Here is a 26211-nt window from a genome sequence, read left to right as displayed (position 1 = left end):
TTCTAGATCCCAGACTGCGGAAGGGGTGTTCAATCGGGGACAGACTCTACCACAGCTGGCCGCGGCGGCTAAGTCTCCTGCCGGCGTCTGTTTCATCATTGTGATCCGCATACCAAAACCGCGGCGCCTCCCGGGCCCGGGAGATCGCGGGCGGGCGGCCGTCGGCGCGCCAGGTAAATTCCAGCGCACCGCTGGTGGCCGTATTGAACACCCGTGCACCACTGTGGACATAGCGTGCCACCACCTGCGGGTCCGGGTGGCCAAAGTGATGGCGGAAGCCGGCGCTGAACACCACCCGCTGCGGCCGCGCCCAGCGGATAAACGCCGGCGAAGACGACGAGCGCGAACCGTGATGCGGCGCCACCAGCAGGTCCACCGGTCCGATATCCGCAAAGCGCTCCACCAGGCTCTGCTCCACGGCACTGGAAATATCCCCCGTCAGCAGGATCCGGCGGCCCCGCCAGCGCAGCAACGCAACGCAGCTATGATCGTTTTCCCCGCCGTCCAATGCGGTGCCGTCCGGCCACAGCCACTGCAGCTCCAGTTCGCCCCACCGCCGCGACCGGCCGGCGACACAGGCGGCGGTATCGATACCCGCAGCGGGTGCCAGCCGCCGGGAAAGCGTTCCCGGCGCCGCCAGTTCGGCAACCTGCAGCGATTCCAGCAATCCCTGCAGGCCGCCGGCGTGATCGCTGTCGCCGTGGCTGACGACAACACTGTCCAGGCGACGCACCCCTTCCCCCAGCAGGTAGGGTGCCACTATCTGGCTGCCGGCACTCCAGCCCGACGCCGACAGCGGCCCCGTGTCGTAGACGAACTGGTACCCGGGCGAGCGCACCGCCACCGCAAGCCCCTGCCCCACGTCGAGCACCGTCACCCGCAGCGACTCGTCGCCGGGTGGCGGCCCGGCCCAGCCCTGCGGCCAGAAAGGCAACGACAGCGGCAATAGCACCAGCCAGCACAGACGCCGGCCCGGCAGCCCGGCGGGCAGTAGCAACACGCCCAGGCAGGCGCCGGCCAGCACCAGGCCCCCGATACCCGGCGGCGCGCCCATCGGCTGCCAGGCCGCCAGCAGCCCGCGCGCCACCTCCAGCAAATGCATCAGTTGCTGCAGCTGCCAGCCGGCCAGTTGCAGGCACCATTGGCCGACCGCGGTACCGCTCAGCAGGGCCCCGGCCATCAGCGTCGGCAGTATCCCCAGTCCCATCCAGGGAATGGCCACCAGGTTCAACAGGAAGCCGCCGATACTGAACCCGGAGAAAAAGAACAGCGATGGCAGCAACAGCGCCAGGCAGATGATCCACTGGCTGCGCAGCAGGCCCGCGAACCACGGCAGCAGCCGCCACCCGCCGGTCGCAGACGAATCCGGGCCTTCGCCCCCCGCCGGATCGCGACGCCCCAGGCGCAGGCGCTGGCTGAAACCGAGCAGCAGCGCCGCGACGGCGACAAACGACAACCAGAAACCCGCGCCGTAAAAAGCCAGCGGCTGCAGGGTCAACACCGCGGCCATTGCCAGGGCAAAGGCAAACGCCGCGGATACCCGGCGCCGCCAGCGCCACGCCAGCAACAGCACCCAGGTCATCACCAGCGCCCGCTGGGCCGACAGCGGCGCTCCGGCGAGCAATGTGTAGGTCGCCGTGCCCGCCAGGGCCAGCAGCGTCGCCAGTGAAGGCAACGCGACACCGGCGAGGGCACCGACAGCGCGGCCCAAGAGCCCGCCGAGCAGCAGGCAGAAACCGGCCACCATGCCCACGTGCAGGCCGGAGATGGCCAGCAGGTGCGCGGTGCCGGTATCCCGCAACAACGCCTTGTCCGCGCGCGAAAGCCCCGATCTGTCGCCCAGCAACAGGGCGTTCAGCAGCTCCGGCCTCGGCGGCGAGCTGGCGGACAGGCGATCCCGCAGCCAGTGCCTCAATGCCGGCAGCCCCATCCCCTGCCCCAGCAACTGCACTTCCCCGTCCCCGGGGCGCACATAGCCAGTGGCGAAGACACCGCGCCGCAGCAACCAGCCCTCGTAATCGAAACCGTGCGGATTGACGCTGCCGCGCGGGCGCTTGAGCCGCACCGGCAGCAACCAGCGGCTGCCCGCGCGCAGGTCTGCCGCCGCGGCTTGCGGCGCCCGGTACCAGGTGAGGTAGAGTTTTTGCCCGGTCCAGCCCGGTGGTTGCGGCGTGCCCCGGGGCTCCAGGATCCGGGCGCTGAAACGGATATCCACGGCCTCCGTCGACTCACCGTAGCGCGCGCGGCTGGGGCGTCTTTCCGGCAGCGAAGTGACCTGCAGCGGCAAATGGATATCGGCGCCGTGCCGCGCCAGTGGCAACCGCTCCGACAGCGCGACGGTGTTCTGCCAGAGGGCCCAGGAAAAGCCCAATAACAACGCCAGGCACAACGGCAGCAACGACCGTCGCGCCGGGGCCACGGCGGCGGCGGGTAGCAGCATCGCGGCCAATATCCCGGTGAGTTCCAGCGTCGGCAGCGCCGGCAGGCAGCCAGCGACAACAATACCGCCGCAGTAGCACCACAGCAGCGGTTGCAGGCCCGCGGAAAGGAGACCCGCACGGCGCAGGGCTGAGCGGCGCCGCGAAACGCCATCGAACGTGCCCTCCAGCATCCCTGCCTCACCCTCCCCGGCCAACCGCGATTTCAATCACTCTTGTGCCAGACGCCACCGCCAGCTGTAAAGGCGGGATAGCGACAACCTGACAGCAGTGACCAATTTATCACCGACCCAACACTCCCAAATATGCCTTAACTGTATAAGCCGGCACTTGCCAGTCACAATTTAGTAAGAAAAATGAAAGGTTTAACCTGTTTGTAATATTTGGACGCCAGAATTCGCACCAACTTGAGGTGCAGCCCAAGCCAATTCCGGGCTGCTGCGACACGATAACTGTGCGAGACCTTCGATGAAAAAGACTGCTATCTCACTGGCGATTGCCGCCGTACTGCCCACCCTGGCGAATGCCGATGCCTTTGAGTTCTACGGCAAGGCCAATGTCGATTTCCAGTCCGCCGACGAAGGCGATGGGGCCGTGACCGATATCCAGAGCAACGCCTCGCGCCTCGGCGTCAAGGGCGAGCTGCCGTTCGACAACGGCGTCAAGGGTATCTACAAGATGGAGTACGGGGTCGATATCGACGGCGATTCGGAAGAGACGCTCAAGCGGCGCAATGTGTATGCCGGGCTCGAAGGCGGTTTCGGCCAGGTCATCGGCGGCCGCTTCGATACCCCCCTGCGACTCGCACAGAAGAAGGTGGACCTGTTCAACGACCTGGAAGGCGATATCGGCAGTGTCATCACCAAGAGTGAAAACCGCGAATCCAGCAGCGTGCAGTACACCACGCCATCTTTCGCCGGCTTTACCGCCACCGCCGCACATATCAGCCACAGCGACGAAGTGATCGGCGAAGACCAGTTCGGCGAGGAAATCACCCGCGACAACGGCACCTCGGTGTCCCTGGCCTACGACCGCAACGGCATCTACCTGGCCTACGGCTTTGACCAGGGTGTCGAGGCCCACGACTGGCAGGTGCAGCGGCTGGCGGGCCAGTACAATGTCGGCCCGTTCCAGCTCGGCGCCCTGTATGAAGAACAGGAGAAAGACGACGGCACGACCCAGGACGGCTGGATGACCTCCGCCGCCTACACGATCAACCGCTGGACCATGAAAGCCCAGTACGGCCAGTCCGATATAGTGGTGACCGATGCCGAAACCTACAGCCTGGGCCTGGACTACAAGCTGTCCAGCGCAGCCAGGGTGTTCAGTTTCTACACCGACGAAACCGCGGCGGATGGTTACGAGCGCAGCTATGTGGGTGTGGGTACCGAGTTCAAGTTCTGAGGGAGCCGCCGCACTCGGCCCACGGGGCGTAGCCCGGATGCAGGCGCGCAGCGCCGGAATCCGGGGATTGCCGGGAGCGGGAAACCCGGATTCCGCTGCGCTCCATCCAGGCTACGCCCTATTTGTTGGCGCACCCTGGCGGCCCATATCGCAGGAGCGGCCCGTGGCCTCGATCGCACTCAAATCACCCACAGATCCATAAATTCGCATACCGGCATCTGTTCCAGCCTTTTCCGGTCTTTGCACAACGCGTAGATTCCCTCGCAGCGCGCGGCCGGAAACCGCGTCGCCAGGTTGGATCGGAATTTTTCTTCCAACAGGGGAATCCCCTCCCCCCGCCGCCGGCGATGCCCGATCGGATACTCGACCTCGACCCTGTCGGTCGATGAGCCGTCCGTAAAAAACACCTGCAACGCATTGGCAATGGAGCGTCTGTCCGGGTCCAGGTACTCGCGCGAGTAGCGTTGGTCTTCGACCACTTCCATTTTGCGGCGCAGCTCGTCGATCTCCGGGTGCGCCCTGTGAAATGCGTCCTCGTAATGCTCTGCCGACAGTTCACCGAACAACAGCGAGACCGCGGCCATATACTGCAGGCAGTGATCCCGGTCCGCCGCATTGGCCAGCGGGCCCTGCTTGGAAATGATACGGATCGCCGACTCGTGCGTGGTGATCACCACCCTGTCGATCTCCCCGATACGCCCCTTTACCTGTGGGTGCAGCGTCACCGCCGCCTCGCAGGCGGTCTGTGCGTGGAACTCGGCCGGAAAGGAGATCTTGAACAGGATATTTTCCATCACATAGCTGCCATAGGGCCGCGGAAACCGGAACGCGCGCTCGCCCTCCGGTTTCAGTTTCAGATCCGCGTTGGTCACACTGAAACAGACGTCGTAGAAACCCCATTGCCCTGCGGTCAGCGCACCCGGAATGCCCATCTCGCCGCGCATGGCGATATCCGCCAGGCGCACACCGCGAGAGGTGGCGTCCCCCGCTGCCCAGGACTTGCGCGAGCCGGCATTCGGCGCGTGGCGATAGGCGCGCAGCGCGCTGCCATCCACCCAGGCATGGGAAATCGCCGCCATCAATTGCGCCCGATCCGCGCCCATCAGTTTCGCCGCCACTGCCGTCGAGGCCACGCGCACCAGCAACACGTGATCCAGCCCCACGCGATTGAAGCTGTTCTCCAGCGCCAGTACGCCCTGGATCTCGTGGGCGCGGATCATCGCCTCCAGCACATCGCGCATCACCAGCGGCGCCCTGCCCTGTGCGAGACTCTTCTGCGACAGGTGGTCGGCCACCGCCAGGATCGCGCCGAGGTTGTCGGACGGATGCCCCCACTCCGCCGCCAGCCAGGTGTCGTTGTAGTCCAGCCAGCGCACGATACAGCCGATATCCCAGGCGGCCTTGACCGGGTCCAGCCGAAACCGCGTCCCCGGCACCCGCGCACCGTTTGGCACCAACGTACCCTCCACGATCGGCCCCAGGTGCTTGGTACATTCCGGAAAACGCAGCGCCAGCAGGCCGCAGCCCAGGGTATCCATCAGGCAATTGCGTGCCGTGTCCCAGGCTTCGGGGGATTCTATTTCGCAATCCAGCACATAATCGGCGATATCCTGGATTACCCGGTCGTAATCCGGGCGGATATTCTGCTCGACATTGTCGTTCATAACCCGATCCTCTCCAGTATTCCCGCAGGACGCCCCCGCCCCACATCCCGAACAGCGCGACCGAGACGCAACCCCGGCTTTCAGGGTAAACCAACCGCCGCGCGGGCGCCCGATGGGAAGCGACGCCGGGACCTTTATTCCCTATTTAGGTGGTAGTGCAAATCGGCCGGCATTGATAGCTTTCAGAACAGGCGCAAGAAACATATAGCACGTAAGTGCCACTCCGCTCCCGGTTCCAACCAAAGCGGGGCAATCTTCGGCAAAACACCCGGACGCAATGGCGCCCGACCAGTGAGCGCATCGACCACCATCGGAAAACGGATAAGGAAAGCCCCATTTATGTTTACTGAAGCAGTCAAGGTTAAAGTGAAATCCCGCTGTCGGGTCGGCCAGCAATGCAACCTGATCGAGGGCCTGCTGCCCTCCTGGTGGGCTGGTTCCAGCCAGTCTCCCGCCATTGCCCCGCTGGACGGCCAGCAGATCTCCACGGAAGAGGTACCGCCGCTGGAACACAGCCGCTGGGAGAAATACCAGCAGGTTACCCTGTGCGAGAACTGGAGCGCATTTGTCCGGGCTTTCTTCTCCGATATGACCACGGGCGGCAGAGGCAGCGCCCATGTCTATGCACTGCAGCGCCCCGATTCCGCCGCTACCGCGAATTTTATCCAGTGGCTCGGCCTGTCTGAGCAAGTCGCCCACGACGACAGCGGCTGTGGCTTTGCGCTGGTTCGCAAACGCAAGGAAACGCTTGTCCAGGTGCCGTCCGGCCCGTTGCAGGGCAGCGAAGCACTACTGGACGCGATCGCCGGGTGCGCGGGCAGCCACAAGGCGATGCTGGACTATTTCAACCGCAACGGCACCCATGTGCTGGGCCGTATCACCTGGGGCGATATACTCGGCCAGGTTTTCGTCTATGACAAAAAGCACTTCGAGGAAGTTGCCGGCAATTTCCCGGAAGACCAGCGCAGCGGCGAGGAATCCGGTTTCTTCCGCAACTTTACCCAGCTGCGCGATGAGAAACATCACTCCGGCCATGTCAGGGAAGCCGGCCGCCTGTGGCTCGCCAGTGAAGATCCGGCCCTGGGGGAGATTGCCGCGGCCAGTGACGACCCCGTCAACCTGCTCGCGGAAAGCATTTTCCAGGTCAGCCGAAAAGCGGACCTCAGCAGAGCCCTCTACGACATCGAGTCGATTACCTCGACGGGTTTCGATCTGGTCCCCATCGTCGATCAGATACGGCCGCCGCTAACGGTCGGCAACCAACTCGACCTCGCCGCCCTGGTAGCCCCGCTTACTGCGAGCGCCCCTGTCGCGGTGCCCGCCGGGAAAGACACGCCCCACCCGGCAAAGGTCGCCGCACAGGGCTGGCTGTCCGAAGCCAATGCCCGCTTCCACCGCTACGGCCCCGACGGCGCGCCCCAGTTCGACAAGAAATCCTGGCCGGACTACGCGGCGATCTACCGGGACTTCCAGCCAGCGCCGGTCAGCCGGGCCTGCACGGCGAAAATGTCGGTAAAAAGACCCTATATCAATCTCGATACGCTCGAGTCCGAGTTCCCCCTTTATCGCGATGCAGTGGAAGACCTGATCGTCGTTGCCGATGTCATCCAGGTGAACCGGAAAAACCTGGCCCTCCCGGGCCGGAATATCACCCTGATCTGCCACCGGCTCGTCTGCGGCAACGAGGGCAATACCGCGCCCAGCCTGCGATTATCGGCACAGGCCTACAGCGGGCTCACACTGCATGCGGGCGAGATGACCGGAACCCTGTCTGTTTTCAATCGGGAGCAGCCGCGCCACAAAACTCTGGCAGACGGCGAGATCGTGGAAACCACAGGCGACGGAGAGACTGTCTCGGTGCAGGTGAGCGGCCGTATCGACGACCCCCTGCCGGCAACACTGCTCAAGGCCGGTGACAACTGGCACGCCGACAACCTGCTCGAGGGCCTGGAGTTCGGGCTGCTGTCGGCGGAGACCATTCTCGGCTTCGCCTCGGGTGAGCCGCGACAGGTGGCGCGGGCCTACGCCACATGGATAAGCCGCATCCTGTCCCTCGATGCGCAGGGCCTCGACACTCCCCTGGACCCCGCCTACAAGTCGCTGCAACTGCGGGCGCAAACCGCGGTCCTGAACGACCAGGCCGATAGCCCGCTATTTGTACCGCCCTTTTCCTTTTCCGCCTACAGGCCCAAGATCCAGGCACTGCTCGCCGTGATCGCCGACTACGAGCAGCGGAAACAGGCCGTCGACCAGGCCATTCGCGCCGAGCTCGACGCCCAGGAGAGAAGGGCCTCGGAAGTCACGATGAACGAGAACCTGCGTGCGATCGGCGATTTTCTCGCGCGGCAGACCGAATCCCTGGGCGAGCGCGAGGCGGATGTCAGTGCAGAGCTCACCAAGCTGGAAGAAGAGAAGCAGGAGACGCTGACCAAGCTGAACAAACGGTTGCCTGAACAGCTGGAGACCCTGAAACTCAAGCAGGAAGCCTTCGCCGAAGCACAGCAAACGCTGAAGGACGCGCTCGAGCGCTACGCCGTCGAGCAGATGGTGATGACGATCATCGACCTGAGTGTCGGTGTCGGATCGCTGATGGTCAACCTGGGCGGCATGGCCGATTTTTCCGGAAAACTGGCAAAAACCGTCAGGGATGCGCCGGACAAGTTCAAGAAAATTGTCAATATACTGCAAAAGATCGAAAGCTTTATCAAAGTTTTCAAGTCCTTGATGGACATTATCGAGGACTGCCGGGATATCAATGGACTCGTGAACGCCGACTACAGCGAGCTGCATACCATCGTCGAAGCCTATGCCATGAGAGATGGCAAATCGGTCATCCCCACCAACGACGACTGGTCGGACTTCGAAATCGAGCTGGGCGTAGTGACCAGTGGCCTGCCATCAGACGTCGCCACCGAAAAAGCCAAACTGATCGCCGAGGCCAAGCGCATGTCGAATGCGGCCAAGGCCATTTCCTCCACACGCGGGAAAATAACCGAGATCGGGCTCGAGGTAACGCGCCTCAAATGGAAACAGGAGGTTTCGGACAAGCACCGGGAGCGCATGGACGCACTCGCCAAAACCATGAAGACCAAAACCCTGGACGAGCGCGAAAGAGCCAACATCGACCTGTTCGGTATCAGCGCCTATCTCGAAGGGCAATCCAGCACGCTGCGCCTGAGCCTCGCCCGTACCCTCGCCGAGCATGACGCGGCACTGCAGTATTACTATCTGTATAGGGCCCAACCGGTGACACGCTACGACCTCACCTCGCTGCGCAAGGCCATGATAGACCGCGCCTCGGCGGCCCTGCGGGGATTCTCACCCGCGGAATACCGCCCCACCGACGTAAAAGAGCCGCTTCTGGTCACACTGCCGCGCTCCTCGGTTGCAGAGCTGCTGTCCGCAGAGGGATTGAGCTTCGAGCTGGGCCTCAATCACCCGGCGTTTTCCGGTTACGGCCGGGTGCGCACACTGGAGATCCGCATCCATATCTCGGGCCTGCGCAGCCCGAAGACCGGCCGCTACTTCGGCAGGCTGATAAGCCAAAACAGCCCCTTCTACGACCGCGGCCTGAACCGCGAGGCACTGGATTTTGAATCAGTGCCATTTGTTTTCAATTATGTACACGACGTCAAAAAGGATATTCCCCATACAACCAACCGCATCTCCCCGGACCAGGAAGGCAACTACAACAGCATGACACCCTTTACCCGGTGGACGCTGACCCTGCCAGAGGGAGGGGACAACGCGGGCATCGAATTTGATGCAGAGACCTGCGATATCAGGCTCGAGTTCTACGTCAACGCCATCTACTCCGGCTACCGCACCGGGCCAAGCCTCAAGGCAGAGAACGGCCCGATACAGCGCAAAGCCCTGCTGGCCAGTGCCGCCAGCAGGCCCGGTAAAGCCGAGTTGATGGGTGAAATGAATGGTCGAAGCGTCACCAACAACTGGGATGCAGCCTGCATCCTGGATATCGCCAAAATCAATAATCTCTTTGCCGAGCGCTATCAGCAGGAAATGGAGAGCGGCGACCAAACCATGGTCAGGGAAATCACCCTGCCACAGTTTGTCTACACCAGCGACCATTTCCCACTGGAGGAGGAAGAGAACCGCGCGGATGTCTCCATGCAGGTCGGCCCGCCAAAGTTCCAGCTACTGGGCGACGGCTCGATTCGCGCCTCTGTCTATATGGACGTGCTCGACGGAAAGATTCGCAAACGGCGCTACGAGCGCGAGCGCCAGTCAGAGGACGACGCGTGGGGCGAATGGGAGGTCACCAAAGACCGCGAACAAACGATAGAACGCGGGAAAAATGCCATACGCTGCGACGTCAACCTGACCAAATTGCGCGGCAAGGCCAACCCGGCCCTGAATATTTCAGAGTCCGACCATCGGATCGTCGTGCAGTTGGGTGAAGGGACCTTTGAAACCAGTGTCGCCATGGACGGCCCCATCGCGGCCATTGTCACCAGCGAGCTCAAAAAGTACTTCGCCGCGCTGGAATCGCAGTATGACTACTGCCTCGGTGTTGCCAAGTGGGATCTCCCCAACACACCAAAACCGCTCAGGCCCAAAAAGTTTGAGTTTACCACTCGTGTTTTCGACGGCTCCACACCGGAAAACCCGAAAGGCGTATTGATCCTGCTCATCAATACCGACTCCTCTTCCAGCGAACCCCCCGCGCGCAAAGACATCGACCTGGACAATGACCAGCTGCTGGCCAGGGACACCACCGCATCGCTGATCATATCCAGCCACGTGATATTCAATGACCTCATCTATCCACAACTGCAGAAACAGTGGGGAGGTTCCGAAGGAGGCCATACGGCAGCCATTGTACCGGCATTGACAGACGGCAAGGCCGTACACCTTGTGGGAACCGGTGAAATATTTATCGAGCAAACAGCAAGCGATTGGCTGTGGGATCATAAAAAACGCGACACCATTGTCCCCATGAATGGCTTCTCAGTGAAAGGGGTCATGCAGGACCTGCTGATTGAATGGCGACAGGACTGGCCCCAGGAGTTCGCCTACTACAACAACCAGGGTTTTGGAGCTGCGGATGTTGCCAAAGTGGATTTCCAGCTCAACCTGAATGCGCGCAGCAAACTGCAAGTCACCCACATCAACGGAAAGCCCTCCCTGAGGATCCCGCAACTGCAGCTGAGACCGGAGATAACCTATACCGAGTCGTCTTCCTGGAGAAAGTTTGGTGAAATTATCGCACGGTTGATCGACCTCGATCAGGAAGGTGAAAAAATGAAGCACAAGATTCTCGATAAGTTGCCCACCGTTACCGTCGATCTTGGCAGCCTGTCGCTATTTGCGGTGAGCAACCTGCTCTTTCCGGGTGCCAAAGTACTCAAGCTGGAAAAGGATTCCGCCTATCTGCCTGGGGATCTTTGGATACTGGGGGATGTGGAGGACCATTTCAGGAAGTTCTAGAGGGGTATCCGTAAACGGTATAGAAGCCTCTGCGCACCGGCCTGAAGCCCGCAGCTGAACCCGGGGCCGGTGCGTGGCAATGCAGGTATAGCGAGCTGCCGCTGCGAACAGCGAAAGCATGGAACGCTCCGGCACAGAAAACGTCTGACCCCGGAAAATCGGCAAAAGCCAAAGGCCGTCATCCCCTCTAACAACGACAACATTTGGCGAAAAAACCCTCTTCAGCCGCCTGTCCTGGCAAATAAGCTGCACCAGACACACCCCCGACATTTGTCGGGTTGTTTGCATTTACCACCTGATCTAATGTCAATCTCCGGTTAAAAGTTCTTGCCCGGCCCCTCCGGGAGGCACGGGAAAAATCGGGCATACATTCAGGAAAATCCGTTTTCGTTCAATTCTCTTTCCAGGGAGCAGGAATCATGGCCTGGGTCCAAAACTCCAATCTTGCCTACAACGGTCAAAACTATACTTACGACGTCTATCGACAGAACCTTCCCAATGACTGCACTGTCTCCTGCATGATCATGCTGGTTAAATATGTCCTTGACAGGAACCTTGCGCAAGGAATAGCGCAACTCTGGATCAGGCAATCCCAGCAATTGGGGGACGCCGACATCATAAGGTACGCAAATGGACTACCGCTTCAGAGACCCGCAGTGCACAACAATGCATGGCGCTGGGGTGGTGGTCGCGGCGGCGCTTCTGTCGGAGAGGTTTTCTATTCCTTGCGACGGAACTTGCCGCAACATCGCTGGCTCTGGATGATGCCCGGTCCTGGGTCAGCCGCCATCCCTTTACAGCTCGCGAGCTGTACGCCGCAGAGGCCTGCAATCGTTTCAATCGACTGGAATCACAATGGGGGTAAGCACGTGGCCCTCTGCCTGGGCAAACGCCCTTTCCGCCCCGAGATCGTTTTTCTCGACCCTTACCATGGTGTTGTCGCCTGCCCCTATGCACCTTTAGCGAACTGGTTACAATACGATACACAACAGAGTTCGTTTGGCCTGGGGGGATCACAGGGCCTGATTGACGAAGCACTTTTCAGTTAGCCCGGCTGCCTGCAAATCGAGAACTCTTTTTGAAGCATCATCATACTTTCCCGTTGCCCTGGATAATACCACTACCATAATTTCTGGCCGGGACCGCGTGCACCCGGCAGATGTCGCGGTACACTCAAAGCGGATTCAGTGGCATCATTGACTTCATTCGGGGTGCCCGGCACGATGCCCGGCTCATAGAAGGGGACAGCTGCCCATAAGCAGCGGGAAACAGCATGAAACATCAACGATGGCGCCTGACGAAGTGGACCGGGATCAGCGGTATAATCCACAGCTGCCTGATGATGACATTATTGATGGGGATGCACACCGCGCAAGCAGACAATGGCCTCCCTCCCATTCTCCTCGCAGATACCGCTACCCGCTACCCTCTGGTATCACTGGAACATTCACCCGGTTTCATCCCCGCCCCACACGGCATGACTCTGGAGCAGGCGGCAGAGCATATCCCCCGAGTGTCCTCCGCTTCACTGAAACCGGATTTCAGGCAGCACGAGCGCTACTGGCTCTATACCCGCGTCGTTAATCATACGAAAAACAGCAATTGGGTTTTCCACATCAGCAACTTTGGCTTTCAACAGCCCAGGGTAATGATTCAGGGCGACCATGGGCGGATTGTCCATACACTGAAAAATACCGGTTTTGTTGACGGAACCGATGTCAACCCGATCGGGCGAGCAACCGCCATCAACCTGCAACCCGGGGAATCTTTTCTGCTGGTAGCAGAGGTGAAAGCAAGTCACAACACCTGGCTCCCCTACATGGCCCTGATGAGCGCCCAGGAATACGACAGCTGGGCAAGGTGGCTCAGCCTTACCTATAACCTCGCTATTGGCATTACGCTCGGCTTTATTCTACTGGGCCTGATTTGCTGGACGATCACTCGCGAAGCCCCCTTTTTCTGGGCCTCTCTCGCTGCGTTGCTGATGCTACTCTACTACCTGGAACACAGCAGCATTCCTGTCATTCTCTGGCAATGGGATTACCATATAGGCCCGCCTTTCTGGATGCTGGCATCCGCAACCTGTCTCGGGCAACTGGCCTTTGCCGCCAGCTTCCTGAAGATTCAACGTCGCGACAGATTCTGGTTTTATTTCTTCATTGTCGCCGCAGCCACCTCTGTCACCATATTGTTTCTCAGTCCACTGCTTACCCTCGCTACCACTGCACGCGTATTTGCAGTGAATTATCTGCTTATCTCCGTTTGCATTCTTGGTTCCGGTATTTCCAGGGTTCGCAGTGAAGGCAGTTATTACATCATTTATCTGCTTGGCTGGTTTCCGATGGTGCTCTCCCTGATCCAGGTACTTGTGGTCATCCACGGGCCAGCACAAAATACGCAGGTCGTGACCGAATCCCACAAGATGATCCATGTGCTTTATATCCATATTGTTCACTTGTTTCTGCACGCTGCAGCCCTGATTCTTCGCCTTCGCTCCCTGCGTGAGGAAAAGCTGAAGGCCGAGTTCATGAGCCTGGCCAAATCCCAGTTCATTGCCCACAGCAGTCACGATTTGAGCCAGCCACTGAACTCCATGAGTATTTTCCTGGAGCATTTGCAGCCGCACATCCACAACCAGGATGGCAAGAAAATCTTTCACCGCATGAAGAGCACCCATCGGCAGATGAGGGACTCTTTCCAAGCCATCATGGATCTTGGAAAGCTGGAATCGGGCGCCATCACGCCGGAATACCAGGCTGTCTCTATCAGCGACATGTTTTCCCGCCTGCAGAACGAATACCAGGTACTGGCGAAAGAGAAGGGTATAAAAATCCGCTTCCAGCTCTCTTCTCTTAGCGTATCCAGCGACCCGGTTCTACTCAGCCGCATGCTGAGGAACCTGATTTCCAACGCCGTGAAATACACCAACGAAGGCTCGGTCCTGGTCGGTTGTCGGCGACGCGGCAGCCACGTGGCCATTCAGGTGTTGGATACCGGTTGCGGCATTGATGACACCGCCCGGGAGCAGATTTTTGATATTTATCAGCGCTCGGGAACAAACGCTGCAACAACACCAGGAGCCGGTATTGGCCTGTCCATCGTCCGACATATTGCCGAATTACTGGAGCACCCGGTAACGGTCGCATCCATTCCTGACCGGGGCAGCTGCTTTACCGTTACCCTTCCCAGACGAGGCCAGGCTGTCGCCAGCCCGGAAGCCCTCGAGCCGTCACGGCAGAAACCGACCGTTATCGCCCTGGTGATTGACGATGAAACACTGCAAGCCCGCCTGTCGACCCGCTTTCGGAAATGGTCCTGCAAGGTGGTATCATTTCGCTCACTGGCGGCGGCCAGCGAAAGTTCCGAGCCGTTATCGCTGCTGCTCTGCGAGCCCCGCTTCCTGGCACAGACGTCACTGTGTGCCGATACACAGGCGCAACTGACCGGACGACTGGTTTGCGCCTCTGTCGGCGATGGCATGCAACCTCTTCCTGCATCATGGATAAGGCTGCCAGCCAACCCTCCTGCCGCCCAGCTTCGGGCCCTGCTCAACACCGCACTGCGGCAACAGGGAGCCACCATGAACCTGAGCCCAGATATACCAGTATCAGTACCGGTATCATGACTGGGCCCGGTGATTGAAAATACGTTTCACCCCGGGGTTCACTTCATCGACACCCGCGCTCTGCAGGTGTCGGTCTTGGATCAGAACGCGAACCCGGATACCAGCACCCGGTCGCCGCTGTCGATATCCACTGCGATCAGGCTGCCGCAGGCATTGTCGGTGACGTACAGTATCCGCCGCCCGGCATCCAGTACCGCATCGGTCAGGTCCGCTTCGGTGTTAAAAGGACTGCCGCTGCCAAACAGTTGCTCATCGCCACTGTTGCGCTCTCCATCCGGGCCCAGGTCGTAGCCGGAAATCACGCTGCGGTTGCCAGTATCGAGATCCACGGCAACAATGCCGGGTTTGCCGGACAATGCGTCCAACACCAGGGCGCGGTTATTGGCCGCATCCAGAGAAACCGTCACCGGGTTCTGCGGCATATCGCCGGCGCCAGTATCCGGGTCGGCAATTACCGAACGGTTGCCAGTCGCCAGATCCACACTCATCAGTTTCCCGCTGCCCGGATAATAAGAGCCGTTCAGCAACAGCAGGCGATTGTTATCCGCATCCAGCGCCAACGAGAGCGGGTCAGTCAATGCCGGCCCCGAACCGATATCCGTTGCCGGATCCTCGCCGGCTCCCGCCGAGATCAGGGTGCGGTCTCCGGTGTCCAGATCCACCGCCAACAGCGCGTTATACTGGACAGCGAACAGCCGATTGTTGGCAGCGTCCAGCGCCAGGGATTGAATACCATTGAATGCGGGCCCAGCGCCGATAAGGTCCCCGACCGCATTCTCACCGGACAGGATCGAGCGGTCGCCGCTTTGCGCATCCACTGCCACGATCGCCGTTTCATCATCCAGTACGAGCATGCGCCCGTCCGCCTCTACCAGCAGATCTTCCGGCGAGCTCAATTCCGGACCGGAACCGCGAATCTGGTTGGGGTTATCCGCATCGAAGCCAGACAGCAGCACGCGGTCGCCAAGAGTGCTGCCGGGCGTCACCGCGAGCATCCTGGACGAGACCTTCCAGCGCGTCGGTACCTGCCGGCAGAGAAAGGCTGGGAACCCGCCAGCTGGCAAAGCCGTCGTCGGTGTCGGCCAACACACCATTCACCGTGACGGAAGTAATGGCATCACCATCCGGATCACTGGCCGTGCCGCGCACACCGATGGATGCGCCGGTGGTCCGGCTGCCGGAAAGCGGGAATTGAATGGAGGCTACCGGCGGCTCATTCGCCGCTTCTTCGGGTGGTGTGGAATCGTCGTCTTCTTCCGGCGTGGAGGGGGCCGGCTCGGAAGGCACCGGGTTCTCTGCTACGGGATCACCAGAACCTCCGGAACCGCCACCGCAACCGGTCAACCAAACCACCAGACTGGCTGCCAACAACCAGCGCCCTATCTCTACGGAAATACCCATCCTGCTGCCCTTACTGCAATGCAATTTATTGCGTCGACCTTATGAATTACACAGACAAACGGGCACCCGACAAGGTCGGGCACCCGGTAGCCAAGCCCTTTTCCGGTTACCCGGCTCAGGGCGTCACGGTTGTGCGCGTTCCCGTGATCAGGTCCACGGCAAACACTTCATGAACAGTGGGATCCAGCACCACCGCGATGTCGTTATCCAGTAATTGAATGCCAGTGGGGAAGTCCAGACTGGCACCACTGCCAACGCCAGCACCGGAAAGCACGGTCCTGTCACCGCTGACCAGGTCCACCGCAACGACGGTTTCTGCGATGAAGTCCGCCACGAGCAACCGGTTATTCGTTTTATCGAGCACGGCGCTCTGTAGCCCATCGAGAGCCGCGCCTTCACCCACCCCGTTGCCGGAGAGAGTGGTGCGCTCACCAGTGGTCAGGTCAACGGCGAGGATAGAGCTGTCGCGGTCCATCACCAGGGCCCGGTGATTTTCCGCATCCAGAATAATGTCGCGTGCCCCATTGAGTTCCACACCACTGCCAGCGCCGTTGCCGGTTAGCCGCGTGCGATGGCCAGTCGACAGATCCATGAAAGCAATAAGCGGATCCAGTGAGGAGGTTCCCACCAGGGCACGCCCATTGACCGCGTCCAGGGCGATGGACGTAGGCTGCTCCAGCGCAGCCCCGGAACCAGCGCCGCCACCCGCAAGACGGGTTCTCAGACCACTGTCCAGATCCACCGCCAGAACGCCCATGGCGACATCGGAGACCAGGGCACGATTATTTTCGTCATCGATCACGACACCCGAGGGCAAGTCGAATGCCGGCCCCTGGCTCTCCAGCGTACCGATGGACACGAAGGTTTTCGCACCGGTACGCAGGTTCACTGCGATCAGGGCGCCGCGGGTCATATCGGCGATATACACGGCACGCTGCTCGGCGTTGATGCCCATACCAGTCGCATTCTGAATCAGTGCGTTGGTCCCCGGATTGCCGATCAGGCGACGTGTTCCGCTCCCGTCTGTGGCTACATTGAGAATAATGTCGGTGTCATCATCCAGAATCAGGGCACGGCTGCTATTGCTATTGAGCACCACTGAAACCGGCGTTTTAAACGCGGGACTATTGGAGCCGACAAAACCGCCACCTGTACGGGGACCGGCGAGCACTTTACGAAAACCGGAGGTCAGGTCCACACCGAACAGGGCCCCGTTGTCATCAACAGTGGCGTCCATTACCAGCGCCCGGTTGTTGGCCGCATCCATACTGATGGACACCGGCGAATCGAAGATGTTGTCCCCCCCGGCGATAAGGCTTCCGCCCTGGGTATACCCGGACAGGTTGGTGCGCGCACCGGTGGCAAAATCAATGGCGATCACCGAGCGCCTGCCGGAGTCCACGATCAGCGCGCGGCTATTGAACGCATCAACGGTAATATCTTCCGGGTCTCCAAACAGCACGCCACCGGTGTCTACACGGCTGCGAAAACCGGTTTCCAGATCCACCGCGTACACAGTCCACTGGCTGGCGTTTTCAAACTGGTTGTTTAGTACCAGGACGCGGTTGCGGTCAGTGTCCAGGGCTACCGCAGACGGAAAACTGAAACTCACATCGCCGCCGCCCACCGTGCTGCTGGAAAGCACAGTGCGATCACCCGTGGCCGGATTCACAGAGAACAAGACACCGCCAGCGGCCTTGTCGATCACCAGAACACGGTTGTTGATCGCATCAAATGCCAGCGATTCCGGCTGACTGAAAGGTTGACCACTGCCGACATTTTCAGCAGAGATAATCGTGCGTACGCGGGTGGTGAGGTCCACGGCAATCAACGCATCCAACCCGGCATCAACGACAAGGGCGCGGTTGTTTTCCGCATCAAACTCAATCGCTGTCGGCGAGGCAAAGGCACCGGCCTGGGTCCCGGATGTCAGCTGGAAATGGGCTGCATCCTCATCAATATTGCCGGCACTGTCTTCGGTGCTGACATGCAGGGTCGTTCTCCCCAGCGGCACAGGCACTTCGGCCTGCCAGGTGGCGAAGCCGTCGTCACTGGTTGCAGCAACGTCTTCGACCAGAACGCTGACAATTTCACTCTCTTCCTCGTCCACGGCGGTTCCACGCACGATGATGGTCTGGCTGGTAGTGGAAGAGATCGGCAGCGGGAAATGCACACTGGCTTGCGGAGCTACAGAATCCGGCAAAGTGGTTACCGTAAATTCAGCGCTAATACCACCGATGGTCAGTGTCATGGTGGTGACTACACCGAATGAGTCGCCAGAGAGCAGCCTCAGCTGTACGCTTTGAGCGGGTTCCACGGTGCCTTCAGCACTGGTGAAGTCGCCACCGTCAATGGCATATTCACCGCCCACCACACTGATCGGCGCCGACGAATCGGTACCAGTAACAACAATAACGTTGGAATCGATCACTTCGCTGAATGCGACATCCGACTGCGCCTCGAAAGAGAATGCATCCGGCGCAGTGTCAGGCCCGGGCGGTTCTTCGGTTTCCGGCGGATCTTCAGTTTCCGGAGGTGTATCAGACGGTACCTCATCAGAGGGTTGCTCAGTGTTTTCGCTACTGCTACCGCCACCGCAGGCGGTCAGGGTCCCAAGTAACAGTATCACCAGGCAAGCTGCAAGCAGCCTGCGCGCCATCTCTCCAAGAGTCCCCTGTGACATTCTCATCCTGTTGCCCAATTACAATGCAAGTTATCGGGCGAACTCTACGGATTACACAGACTTTCGGGTACCCGACAGATGTCGGGTTGTATTGTTGGGAACCTGACCCGCGCTCAGACACCCACAATGCGCGCGCGGAACTTTCGGCCTTTCAACTTTCCATGGGCGAGCTTACCCAGGGCCTTTTTGGCCACCACCCGCTCTACCGCGACAAAGGTGGAAAAATCGAACAACTGGATCTTGCCGATCTGCGATCCATCGATACCGCCCTCCCCGGTCAACGCGCCCACCACATCACCGGCACGGACCTTCTGCTTCTTGCCGCCGTCGATCTGCAGGGTCGTCATCACAGGGCGAGGAGGAGCAAAACCGCCAGGTAGGGACGGAACCTCCCGTAGCGTAATCGGCTGCTGCATCAACGCTTCCAGCCGCTCCAGTTTGTAGATCTCTTTCTTGCCGACCAGAGACAGCGCCGCGCCCTTCTGCCCTGCCCGCCCGGTGCGGCCGATCCGGTGTACATGCACCTCCGGATCGCGGGACAGGTGGTAGTTCACCACCAGCGGCAGCTCTTCGATATCCAGCCCGCGCGCTGCCACATCCGTCGCTACCAGGATGGAGGCGCTGCCGTTGGCGAACAGGGCCAGCGTACGATCGCGGTCTTTCTGTTCCATATCGCCGTGGAGCGCCAGTGCAGCAAAGCCGGCGCGCTTCAGCGTCTGGGCAGCCTCCTCGGTCTCCTTTCTGGTATTGCAGAAGACCAGTGCAGAGGAAGCGTCGCAATCGGCCAACAGCTGGTAGAGCGCCGCGGGCCTCGCCTCGTTGTTTTCCACCCGATAGTAACGCTGCTCGATGGTATTCCGGGTGTGCGCCGCAGCCACCTCCACCTTCACCGGATCGCGCAGCACCCGGTCTGCTAGGGCATCGATGGTTTGGGGGTAGGTGGCGGAGAACAACAGTGTCTGCCGCTGCCGGGGCAGCTCCGCCAGGATCTGGTCCAGCACCGCCTGGAATCCCATATCCAGCATGCGGTCAGCCTCATCCAACACCAGGGTCTCCACAGTGCCCAGGTCGAGATTGCCCTTGCGCAGGTGATCTTCAATACGGCCCGGGGTACCTACCACAATGTGCGCACCGTGTTTGAGCGAGCCAATTTGCGGGCCGAACGGCATACCCCCGCACAGTGTCAGGATCTTGATGTTATGAATCGCCCGCGCCAGCTTGCGCAGCTCCCGCGCCACCTGGTCCGCCAACTCCCGGGTAGGACACAACACCAGCGACTGCACCCGGAACTGCCCTACCCGCAGCTTGTGCAGCAGGCCAAGACCAAAGGCTACCGTCTTGCCGGAGCCGGTTTTGGCCTGGCCGATAACATCCTTCCCGGCCACAATCGCCGGCAGTGCGGCGGCCTGGATTTCTGTCAGGCGGGTGTAGCCGAGGTCCTCAAGGTTCCTGAGCAGGGGCTGCCGAAGAGGCAGAGACTGGAAATCGCGCGGGGTATGGGTATCGGGGGCATCGGAAGTGGTCACAGCGGGGGCTCGATCGTAGAAAAACCGGCCTATTGTAGGTAAGTTCGGGCCAATTTCCTATTGAAACAACCAATAGCCATATCGATCACCACAAGCAGGCGTCGCGCAGAGGTGGCTGTCCAGCCACCCTTGCGTAGCAGTCTCAGGTGACATTATGGCTTGGAAGAACCGCTATTGAAATTGATAAACCTGGGAAAACTGAAACTGTCATCATCATTCCAGGTGCTGGCTCCAAGCTGTGGGGCCCTACGCCGCAGTTATTCGCCAAGAAGCAGCCACTTGGCACCTTAAACCCGACCAACGCAATGCATTTGAGAATGCACTTCAAGCGGACAGATCAACATACGAAAAAGTATCGTAGTCATCTTCGTACATGGTCGGCAAAAAGTAGGTGAAGAAATCCATAAAATTCGCTGGCGAGTTAAACAGGTACTCACCAAAATTCGGATCAAAGAAACGAACCCGACCGGAAAACACCCGGTAAGCCATTGCGTGCCCGCCATTTGGCCCAAATATATACACCAAAACATTACGATTGATGTCGCCGTTTGCCATTCGATTGCCGTGGGAGAGTATCTCGACAGGGTTCAAATCAACATCGTACTGACGACTGAGAACGATAAAATCTACCTGACTCTGTAACTCCTGATCAAAATAATTCACCTCAGTATTCAAACTGCGGTTTCGATTGACCAGGGTCCTCAATGCATCAGTATTGACGGTACGATAGACATACCGGCCGTTTCGCCTGCTCGTATGCACGCCATAGTACTGGCCCGGGTCAAACCCCCTTCGAATAAGCTTCAAATACTCGAGCGAGATCGCCCAGCAGACGCCCCTCCCAACGATTGGTCGACATTCAGGCATGTTCTGATGAAAACGCCAGCCAAGTTTTCCGTTATTTTTGGTGGCGGCATTCAGCACTTTGATATGTGCTGCATAATGCGAATCAGCCATTATTGAATCTCCATACTCATTTCTACATATCGATCCCCTGTGTTTTGGGGCACCGAATCACTTCGAGGGCGCGACGCTGGATAGCCAAATCGGGTAGCCGGCCAAGTAACGCGAAGCCAATGCCGTGGCAGCCTCTCGATCACGCCGTTGCTTTCAAAAACAGCTCTGACCAACCTGACCGTGAGACATTATATGTAAAGCTATGGATTCGCCACCCGACAGATGTCGGGTAGGCATGGACGGTTCCGGCTGCTAGCGGACCGAGCATGAAGTCCTGCGACAAAGGAGCACAACCACAATCGTCATTCCGGGCTTACCTCGGAATACAGACCGCCGGGGCACTTTCACTGGATCCGGGATGATGGGATGGCCGGGAATGGCCTCTACAGTGTCACCTCGATATCGGCAATCACTGCATTGGCAATATCGCGCGCACTTTCGACATCATCGGCCCGCGCCAGGGCGACACCCAGGCGGCGCTTGCCGGCGACTTCCGGTTTGCCGAACAGGCGCAGCTGGGTATCGGGGCGGGAGAGTGCGGCGCTGAGGTTGCCAAACTGCATCCGGGTGGAGTTGCCCTCCACCAACAGCACCGACGAGGCCGAAGCGCGGTGCAACTGGATATTGGGAATCGGCAGCCCGAGAATAGCGCGGGCGTGCAGGGCGAACTCGGAGAGATCCTGGGAGACCAGGGTCACCAGGCCGGTATCGTGGGGCCGCGGCGAGACCTCGCTGAAGATCGCATCGTCGCCCTTGATAAACAGTTCCACACCGAACAGGCCGCGACCGCCGAGGTTGTCGGTCACCGCCCTGGCTATCTCCTGCGCGCGACTCAGCGCCGCTGCCGACATGGCCTGCGGCTGCCAAGACTCCTGGTAATCCCCATCCGCCTGGCGGTGACCAATGGGCGCACAGAAGCTGGTGACGGTGTTGCCACTGCCGTCGTTGTGGCGAATGGTGAGCAGGGTGATTTCGTAATCGAAGTCGACAAAGCCCTCGACAATCACCTTGCCCTTGCCGGCGCGGCCGCCCTCCTGTGCGTAGGCCCAGGCCTGCCCAACCTGTGAGGCATCGCGCACCAGGCTCTGGCCCTTGCCCGAGGAGCTCATGATCGGTTTGACCAGGCAGGGAAGACCGATCTCGTCGATAGCCGCCTTGAATTCCGTCTCGCCGGCGGCAAAACGGTAGCGGGAGGTAGGGAGCCCCAGGGTTTCCGCCGCCAGGCGACGAATGCCCTCGCGATTCATGGTCAGTTGGGTGGCCCGCGCGGTGGGGACAATATTGACCCCCTCCCCTTCCAGCTCCGCCAGGGTATCGGTGGCGATAGCCTCGATCTCCGGCACCACCAATTGCGGCTGCTCCTGCGCGATCACCCCCCGCAGGGCGTCGCCGTCGAGCATATTGACCACATGGCTGCGGTCGGCCACCTGCATCGCCGGGGCGTTGGCATAGCGGTCCACCGCGATGACTTCGCAACCGAGACGCTGCAGCTCGATCACAACTTCCTTGCCCAATTCACCGGCGCCACAGAGCAGGACGCGGGTGGCGGTGGAAGAAAAAGGGGTACCCAGGGTAGCCATAGAATTTCTGCCTTTTTGTGAATGTTGCGCGGGAATACCTTCAGCGGCCGAATATCCGCTCGAACTGGCCACAATTCATCGCCCTACTCGTCCCAGTCCGGCGCCATGCGCTCGGCCTGCTCTTCACGGACGTCATCGATAACGGCCATCAAGTCGCCAACGTCAACGCTGGATGTGTCATGCTCGAAAACTCCGGTAAGGGCGCTGTCCGGATGCAGCTCAGCCGCCTCATAAAGCGCCCAGATTTCCTTGCCGTAATCGGTGGTCAGGAGCTCCGGCGCGAAGCGGCCAAAATAAGCGCGCATATTGTTGACATCGCGCTCCAGCATCGCGGCCGCGTTGTTGTTGCCGGCCGCATCCACCGCCTGGGGCAAATCGATGATCACCGGGCCGTGGCGGTCCAGCAGCACGTTGAACTCGGAGAGGTCGCCATGGACCAGCCCGGCACACAACATGCGCACGACATCGGCCATCACCTGGCCGTGGTAATCGCGGGCCTGCTCCGCGGTCAGCGTGACATCGTCCAGCCGCGGGGCGGCGTAGCCCTCATCGTCCGCCACCAGCTCCATCAGCAGCACGCCATCGACAAAGCCGTGTGGCTGGGGCACGCGCACGCCGGCCGATGCCAGCCGGTACAGGGCATCGACCTCGGCGCTCAGCCAGGCCTGTTCCTGCTCTTTCTGCCCGTAGCGGGTCTTCTTTGACATGGCCCGGGCGCGGCGGCTGTTGCGCATCTTGCGGCCTTCCTGGTATTGCACCGCCTGCTTGAAGCTGCGCTGTTTGGCCTCCTTGAAGACCTTGGCACAGCGCAGACTATCTCCGCAGCGCACCACATACACCTGCGCTTCCTTGCCGCTCATCAACTGGGCGATAACCTCGTCGATCAGGCCGTCGTCGACCAGCGGTTGTAATCTCTTGGGTACTTTCATGATTCCTGGTAATCAGCCCTCTCGCGCCTCTGGAGTTTTCAAGATAGCTGCCGCTCTTCCCGGTGTACCAGCGCGTAGTCGATCGCCGCACACACCGCGACGGCCTGCGCGGTATTGCACTGCTCCGGCGTCGCGCGGGGGCTGTCGGGGTAGACCTCGGTGGTGGTCTTGTAGGGAGCGCTGGTGATGCCCGCGCAAAGCGCGAGCTGCTTGAGCGGGTACTGTATCACGCCGTGCGCGACCACCGGCGAGCCGATGATCTCGTTGTTGTCATCCGCCGGGGCGATATGGGTGACTTTCTCCACCGCCGCGATCACCGCCTGCTGGAATTCCGGCTGCGGGCTCTCGCTGTCGTCCACCAGGTAGAAGCCATCGGGAATCCCGCCCGGCTCGAACGGCTTGCCATCGCGGGCGGCCAGCGCGGGGCGGAACTCGGTTTCGTCGGTATCGGTGATCTCGTGCAGGTCGATATGCATTAGCGCACGATCGCGGATGGGCGCCACCAGCCGCATCAGCGCCGCCGACTCCCCAGCCGGGCTGTCCTCGCGAAAGGAGCGGTTCGGGTCGATCGCGTGCGGATTCCAGCGATGGATGCGTTCGTAGCCCCAGGGGCTGACACAGGGCGCGACCAGCAGGTTGACGCGGCCGGCGTAATCCGCGGCATGCTGATCGACGAACTCCAGCGCACCGTGTACGCCGCTGGTTTCGTAGCCGTGCACACCGCCCGTCACCAGTACGACAGGCAGGTCATCGCGCCAGTCGCGGCTGCGGATCGCCAATCGCGGATAGCTCTCGGGGCCATAATCCAGGCGGCCGTACTCCTCCACATCGAAGCGCGGGCGCAGGCGCTCAATCGCGCTCAATACCTCGGACTCGTAGCTGCGTTGACGGGCCTGGCGCGACAGCCACTCGGCGCGCTCCGCGTCGCCCCAGGGTGTTCCGGGGGTACCGATTGGATAGGCTGCAGGGGCCGTGTTCATAGCAATTGTTCTCCAGAGATGACCGAGACAGGCGGGCATTCTAGCACCTGGCGATGATATTGCGGAGCTCACAATCAGGTCGGGCTTTAGACCGCGGCACCCTTCGTGTGCAGTACGGGAAGTTCGCAAACAGTTCGCTGCGCCAAAGCGCCCAGCTCTACATAGAGAGAGCTTGAAATAACGCTGCTATTCCAGCGCTTTCTCGCCTTGATCTGGACGATTTGGCTGTGCTCCCTTGTTACCGAACTTTACAAACGGCCCACTAGCCTACTCCAGCTACTGCAACCAGGTATCTCGAAACAACCTTTCCTCCCCTTCCAATAAGGTGATGAATTCACTCTGCGAAACGTTTTGTTTTTCCATAGCGATTTTGAGATCTTCCAAAGGTTGATCAAACCCTTCTGAGGCGAGCTGGAAGGTACCAAAATGCATACCCACACTCAGCTTTGCACCAAGATCCCTGTGCGCCAGCACCGCCTCATCCGGCGCCATATGTATTGGCTTCATAAAGAATCGAGGCGCGTAAGCGCCTATGCCAAGCAATGCGATCTCAGGAGGACCAAGGCGTTTTTTCGTTTCTGCGAAGTGCGCTGAGTAGCCGGCGTCGCCGCCAAAGTAGACGCTGCGGCCCCTGTATCGAATGAAGTAACTTCCCCACAGGCTCCTGTCCCGATCAAAGAGCCCACGCGCCGAAGAGTGTTGTGTAGGAGTAAACGTAACCTGTGTATCCACATCGATTGCAACGCCCTCCCACCAATCGAGCTCACGCACATTTGTCGCCCCGATGGATTCGACCAACGCTTTGTCACCCAACGGAACCAGCACCAGAGGCGAAAAACGTGCAATGATTTTTTTTAATGTATCGGTGTCCAGATGGTCATAATGATTGTGACTGATGATTACCACATCAATTTCTGGAAGCTCATCCAGCGCCAACCCTGGTGCGCGTACGCGTTTTGGTCCGATCCACCTAAAAGGGCTCGCACGCTCGGACCACACCGGGTCGGTGAGAATATTAAGCCCTGGCAGCTGCACCAGAAACGTGGCGTGATTTACAAACGTGAGACTGATGTCATCGGGGCCAAGCGATTCATTCAGCCTTGGAACGCTGCTGTTATCAACCGACTCAGGCCACTTGACCCGGCCCTCCCGTATCATCCGGACGATATCCGAAAAGCTCGGCGAGAACTGATTCCGGAGAGTTGGATTAAAAAACTTCTTGCCATCAAAGTGATCCGAAACCTTGCGCTCCGCGGAGGAATCACAACCGGTCATGGGTAGCAGGCCAAGTGCCTGCATCATCATTTTTCGCATACCGTTTATCACGCTCTACTCCCAGGTTGTGCCATAAAATGACTTCTTGGTCATTAGACAAATCGACGGCGGCAAATACATTCCTCTCGAGGCCTGGCTTACAACCTTCACCGTTGTCACACTCGGCCTGTCTCTGGATTCCGCTCTTACCATCTTGAACCGGATAAAAATCAGCAAATGACCTTGACTGACCCTGTTGCTTAGGGCTAAATATGTCACCAGGTGACACATTGTCATCGAGTGCCACTTATACACTCAGTGC

Annotated in this window: 15 protein-coding genes; 4 read left to right on the top strand and 11 right to left on the bottom strand. The window is 59.8% G+C overall.

Annotated features, from left to right (window positions below):
• Positions 1 to 46 precede the first annotated feature (46 nt).
• On the bottom strand, positions 47 to 2611 hold the full coding sequence (locus MWN76_RS13885) for a DNA internalization-related competence protein ComEC/Rec2 (protein WP_250462091.1): 2565 nt from the start codon (positions 2609 to 2611) through the stop codon (positions 47 to 49).
• 295 nt (positions 2612 to 2906) lie between these two features.
• Between MWN76_RS13885 and MWN76_RS13880 the strand changes: the two genes are divergently transcribed.
• Positions 2907 to 3842, top strand: coding sequence for a porin (locus tag MWN76_RS13880; protein WP_250462088.1), 936 nt, complete (start codon positions 2907 to 2909; stop codon positions 3840 to 3842).
• 179 nt (positions 3843 to 4021) lie between these two features.
• Here MWN76_RS13880 and MWN76_RS13875 read toward each other — a convergent pair whose 3' ends face one another.
• Entirely contained in the window at positions 4022 to 5506 is a 1485-nt protein-coding gene (locus tag MWN76_RS13875) for a bifunctional 2-methylcitrate dehydratase/aconitate hydratase (RefSeq protein ID WP_250462086.1), read from the bottom strand.
• A 339-nt stretch (positions 5507 to 5845) separates the two neighbouring features.
• On the opposite strand from MWN76_RS13875, the gene MWN76_RS13870 reads away from it, so the two are divergent.
• The 3 genes from MWN76_RS13870 to MWN76_RS13860 all read left to right on the top strand — a co-directional run bounded on the left by MWN76_RS13870 (position 5846) and on the right by MWN76_RS13860 (position 14579).
• A complete protein-coding gene (locus MWN76_RS13870) occupies positions 5846 to 10954 on the top strand; it encodes a hypothetical protein (protein WP_250462085.1) in 5109 nt (1702 codons plus the stop codon).
• 419 nt (positions 10955 to 11373) lie between these two features.
• A complete protein-coding gene (locus MWN76_RS13865; protein ID WP_250462083.1) occupies positions 11374 to 12003 on the top strand; it encodes a hypothetical protein in 630 nt (209 codons plus the stop codon).
• A gap of 224 nt (positions 12004 to 12227) precedes the next feature.
• Positions 12228 to 14579: an ATP-binding protein gene (locus MWN76_RS13860; RefSeq protein WP_250462082.1), complete on the top strand. Its 2352-nt coding sequence runs from the start codon at positions 12228 to 12230 to the stop codon at positions 14577 to 14579.
• Positions 14580 to 14659: 80 nt separating this feature from the next.
• On the opposite strand, the gene MWN76_RS13855 is transcribed toward MWN76_RS13860, so the two are convergent.
• From MWN76_RS13855 to MWN76_RS13815, 9 genes are all read right to left on the bottom strand, one after another.
• Positions 14660 to 15565: a PQQ-binding-like beta-propeller repeat protein gene (locus MWN76_RS13855; protein WP_250462081.1), complete on the bottom strand. Its 906-nt coding sequence runs from the start codon at positions 15563 to 15565 to the stop codon at positions 14660 to 14662.
• Positions 15507 to 15980: a hypothetical protein gene (locus MWN76_RS13850; RefSeq protein ID WP_250462080.1), complete on the bottom strand. Its 474-nt coding sequence runs from the start codon at positions 15978 to 15980 to the stop codon at positions 15507 to 15509. Before MWN76_RS13850 ends, MWN76_RS13855 begins: the two co-directional genes overlap by 59 nt.
• Before the next feature lie 115 nt (positions 15981 to 16095).
• Positions 16096 to 18639 (bottom strand): NHL repeat-containing protein, encoded by a 2544-nt coding sequence (locus tag MWN76_RS13845; protein ID WP_250462079.1) that lies wholly within the window; start codon positions 18637 to 18639, stop codon positions 16096 to 16098.
• Positions 18640 to 18776: 137 nt separating this feature from the next.
• Complete coding sequence (gene dbpA / locus MWN76_RS13840) at positions 18777 to 20189, bottom strand: ATP-dependent RNA helicase DbpA (RefSeq protein WP_250462078.1); 1413 nt, start codon at positions 20187 to 20189, stop codon at positions 18777 to 18779.
• A gap of 324 nt (positions 20190 to 20513) precedes the next feature.
• Positions 20514 to 21146, bottom strand: a complete 633-nt coding sequence (locus MWN76_RS13835) for a YopT-type cysteine protease domain-containing protein (RefSeq protein WP_250462076.1) — start codon at positions 21144 to 21146, stop codon at positions 20514 to 20516.
• Positions 21147 to 21529: 383 nt separating this feature from the next.
• Entirely contained in the window at positions 21530 to 22726 is a 1197-nt protein-coding gene (purT, locus tag MWN76_RS13830; protein ID WP_250462074.1) for a formate-dependent phosphoribosylglycinamide formyltransferase, read from the bottom strand.
• 83 nt (positions 22727 to 22809) lie between these two features.
• Positions 22810 to 23655, bottom strand: coding sequence for a PA4780 family RIO1-like protein kinase (locus MWN76_RS13825; protein ID WP_250462072.1), 846 nt, complete (start codon positions 23653 to 23655; stop codon positions 22810 to 22812).
• A gap of 38 nt (positions 23656 to 23693) precedes the next feature.
• Positions 23694 to 24635, bottom strand: coding sequence for a M14 family metallopeptidase (locus MWN76_RS13820; RefSeq protein ID WP_250462070.1), 942 nt, complete (start codon positions 24633 to 24635; stop codon positions 23694 to 23696).
• Positions 24636 to 24911: 276 nt separating this feature from the next.
• Positions 24912 to 25961 (bottom strand): MBL fold metallo-hydrolase, encoded by a 1050-nt coding sequence (locus tag MWN76_RS13815; protein ID WP_250462068.1) that lies wholly within the window; start codon positions 25959 to 25961, stop codon positions 24912 to 24914.
• Positions 25962 to 26211 lie beyond the last annotated feature (250 nt).

Origin of the sequence: Microbulbifer litoralis (assembly GCF_023634065.1) — a bacterium.
GTDB lineage: Bacteria > Pseudomonadota > Gammaproteobacteria > Pseudomonadales > Cellvibrionaceae > Microbulbifer > Microbulbifer litoralis.
This window is presented reverse-complemented; position numbering and strand designations above follow the sequence as displayed.

Coding starts and splice junctions, on each gene's coding strand:
- MWN76_RS13885 (WP_250462091.1), bottom strand. CDS start 2,611: ATGCTGGAGGGCACGTTCGATGGCGTTTCGCGGCGCCGCTCAGCCCTG.
- MWN76_RS13880 (WP_250462088.1), top strand. CDS start 2,907: ATGAAAAAGACTGCTATCTCACTGGCGATTGCCGCCGTACTGCCCACC.
- MWN76_RS13875 (WP_250462086.1), bottom strand. CDS start 5,506: ATGAACGACAATGTCGAGCAGAATATCCGCCCGGATTACGACCGGGTA.
- MWN76_RS13870 (WP_250462085.1), top strand. CDS start 5,846: ATGTTTACTGAAGCAGTCAAGGTTAAAGTGAAATCCCGCTGTCGGGTC.
- MWN76_RS13865 (WP_250462083.1), top strand. CDS start 11,374: ATGGCCTGGGTCCAAAACTCCAATCTTGCCTACAACGGTCAAAACTAT.
- MWN76_RS13860 (WP_250462082.1), top strand. CDS start 12,228: ATGAAACATCAACGATGGCGCCTGACGAAGTGGACCGGGATCAGCGGT.
- MWN76_RS13850 (WP_250462080.1), bottom strand. CDS start 15,980: ATGGGTATTTCCGTAGAGATAGGGCGCTGGTTGTTGGCAGCCAGTCTG.
- MWN76_RS13845 (WP_250462079.1), bottom strand. CDS start 18,639: ATGGCGCGCAGGCTGCTTGCAGCTTGCCTGGTGATACTGTTACTTGGG.
- MWN76_RS13835 (WP_250462076.1), bottom strand. CDS start 21,146: ATGGCTGATTCGCATTATGCAGCACATATCAAAGTGCTGAATGCCGCC.
- purT (WP_250462074.1), bottom strand. CDS start 22,726: ATGGCTACCCTGGGTACCCCTTTTTCTTCCACCGCCACCCGCGTCCTG.
- MWN76_RS13825 (WP_250462072.1), bottom strand. CDS start 23,655: ATGAAAGTACCCAAGAGATTACAACCGCTGGTCGACGACGGCCTGATC.
- MWN76_RS13820 (WP_250462070.1), bottom strand. CDS start 24,635: ATGAACACGGCCCCTGCAGCCTATCCAATCGGTACCCCCGGAACACCC.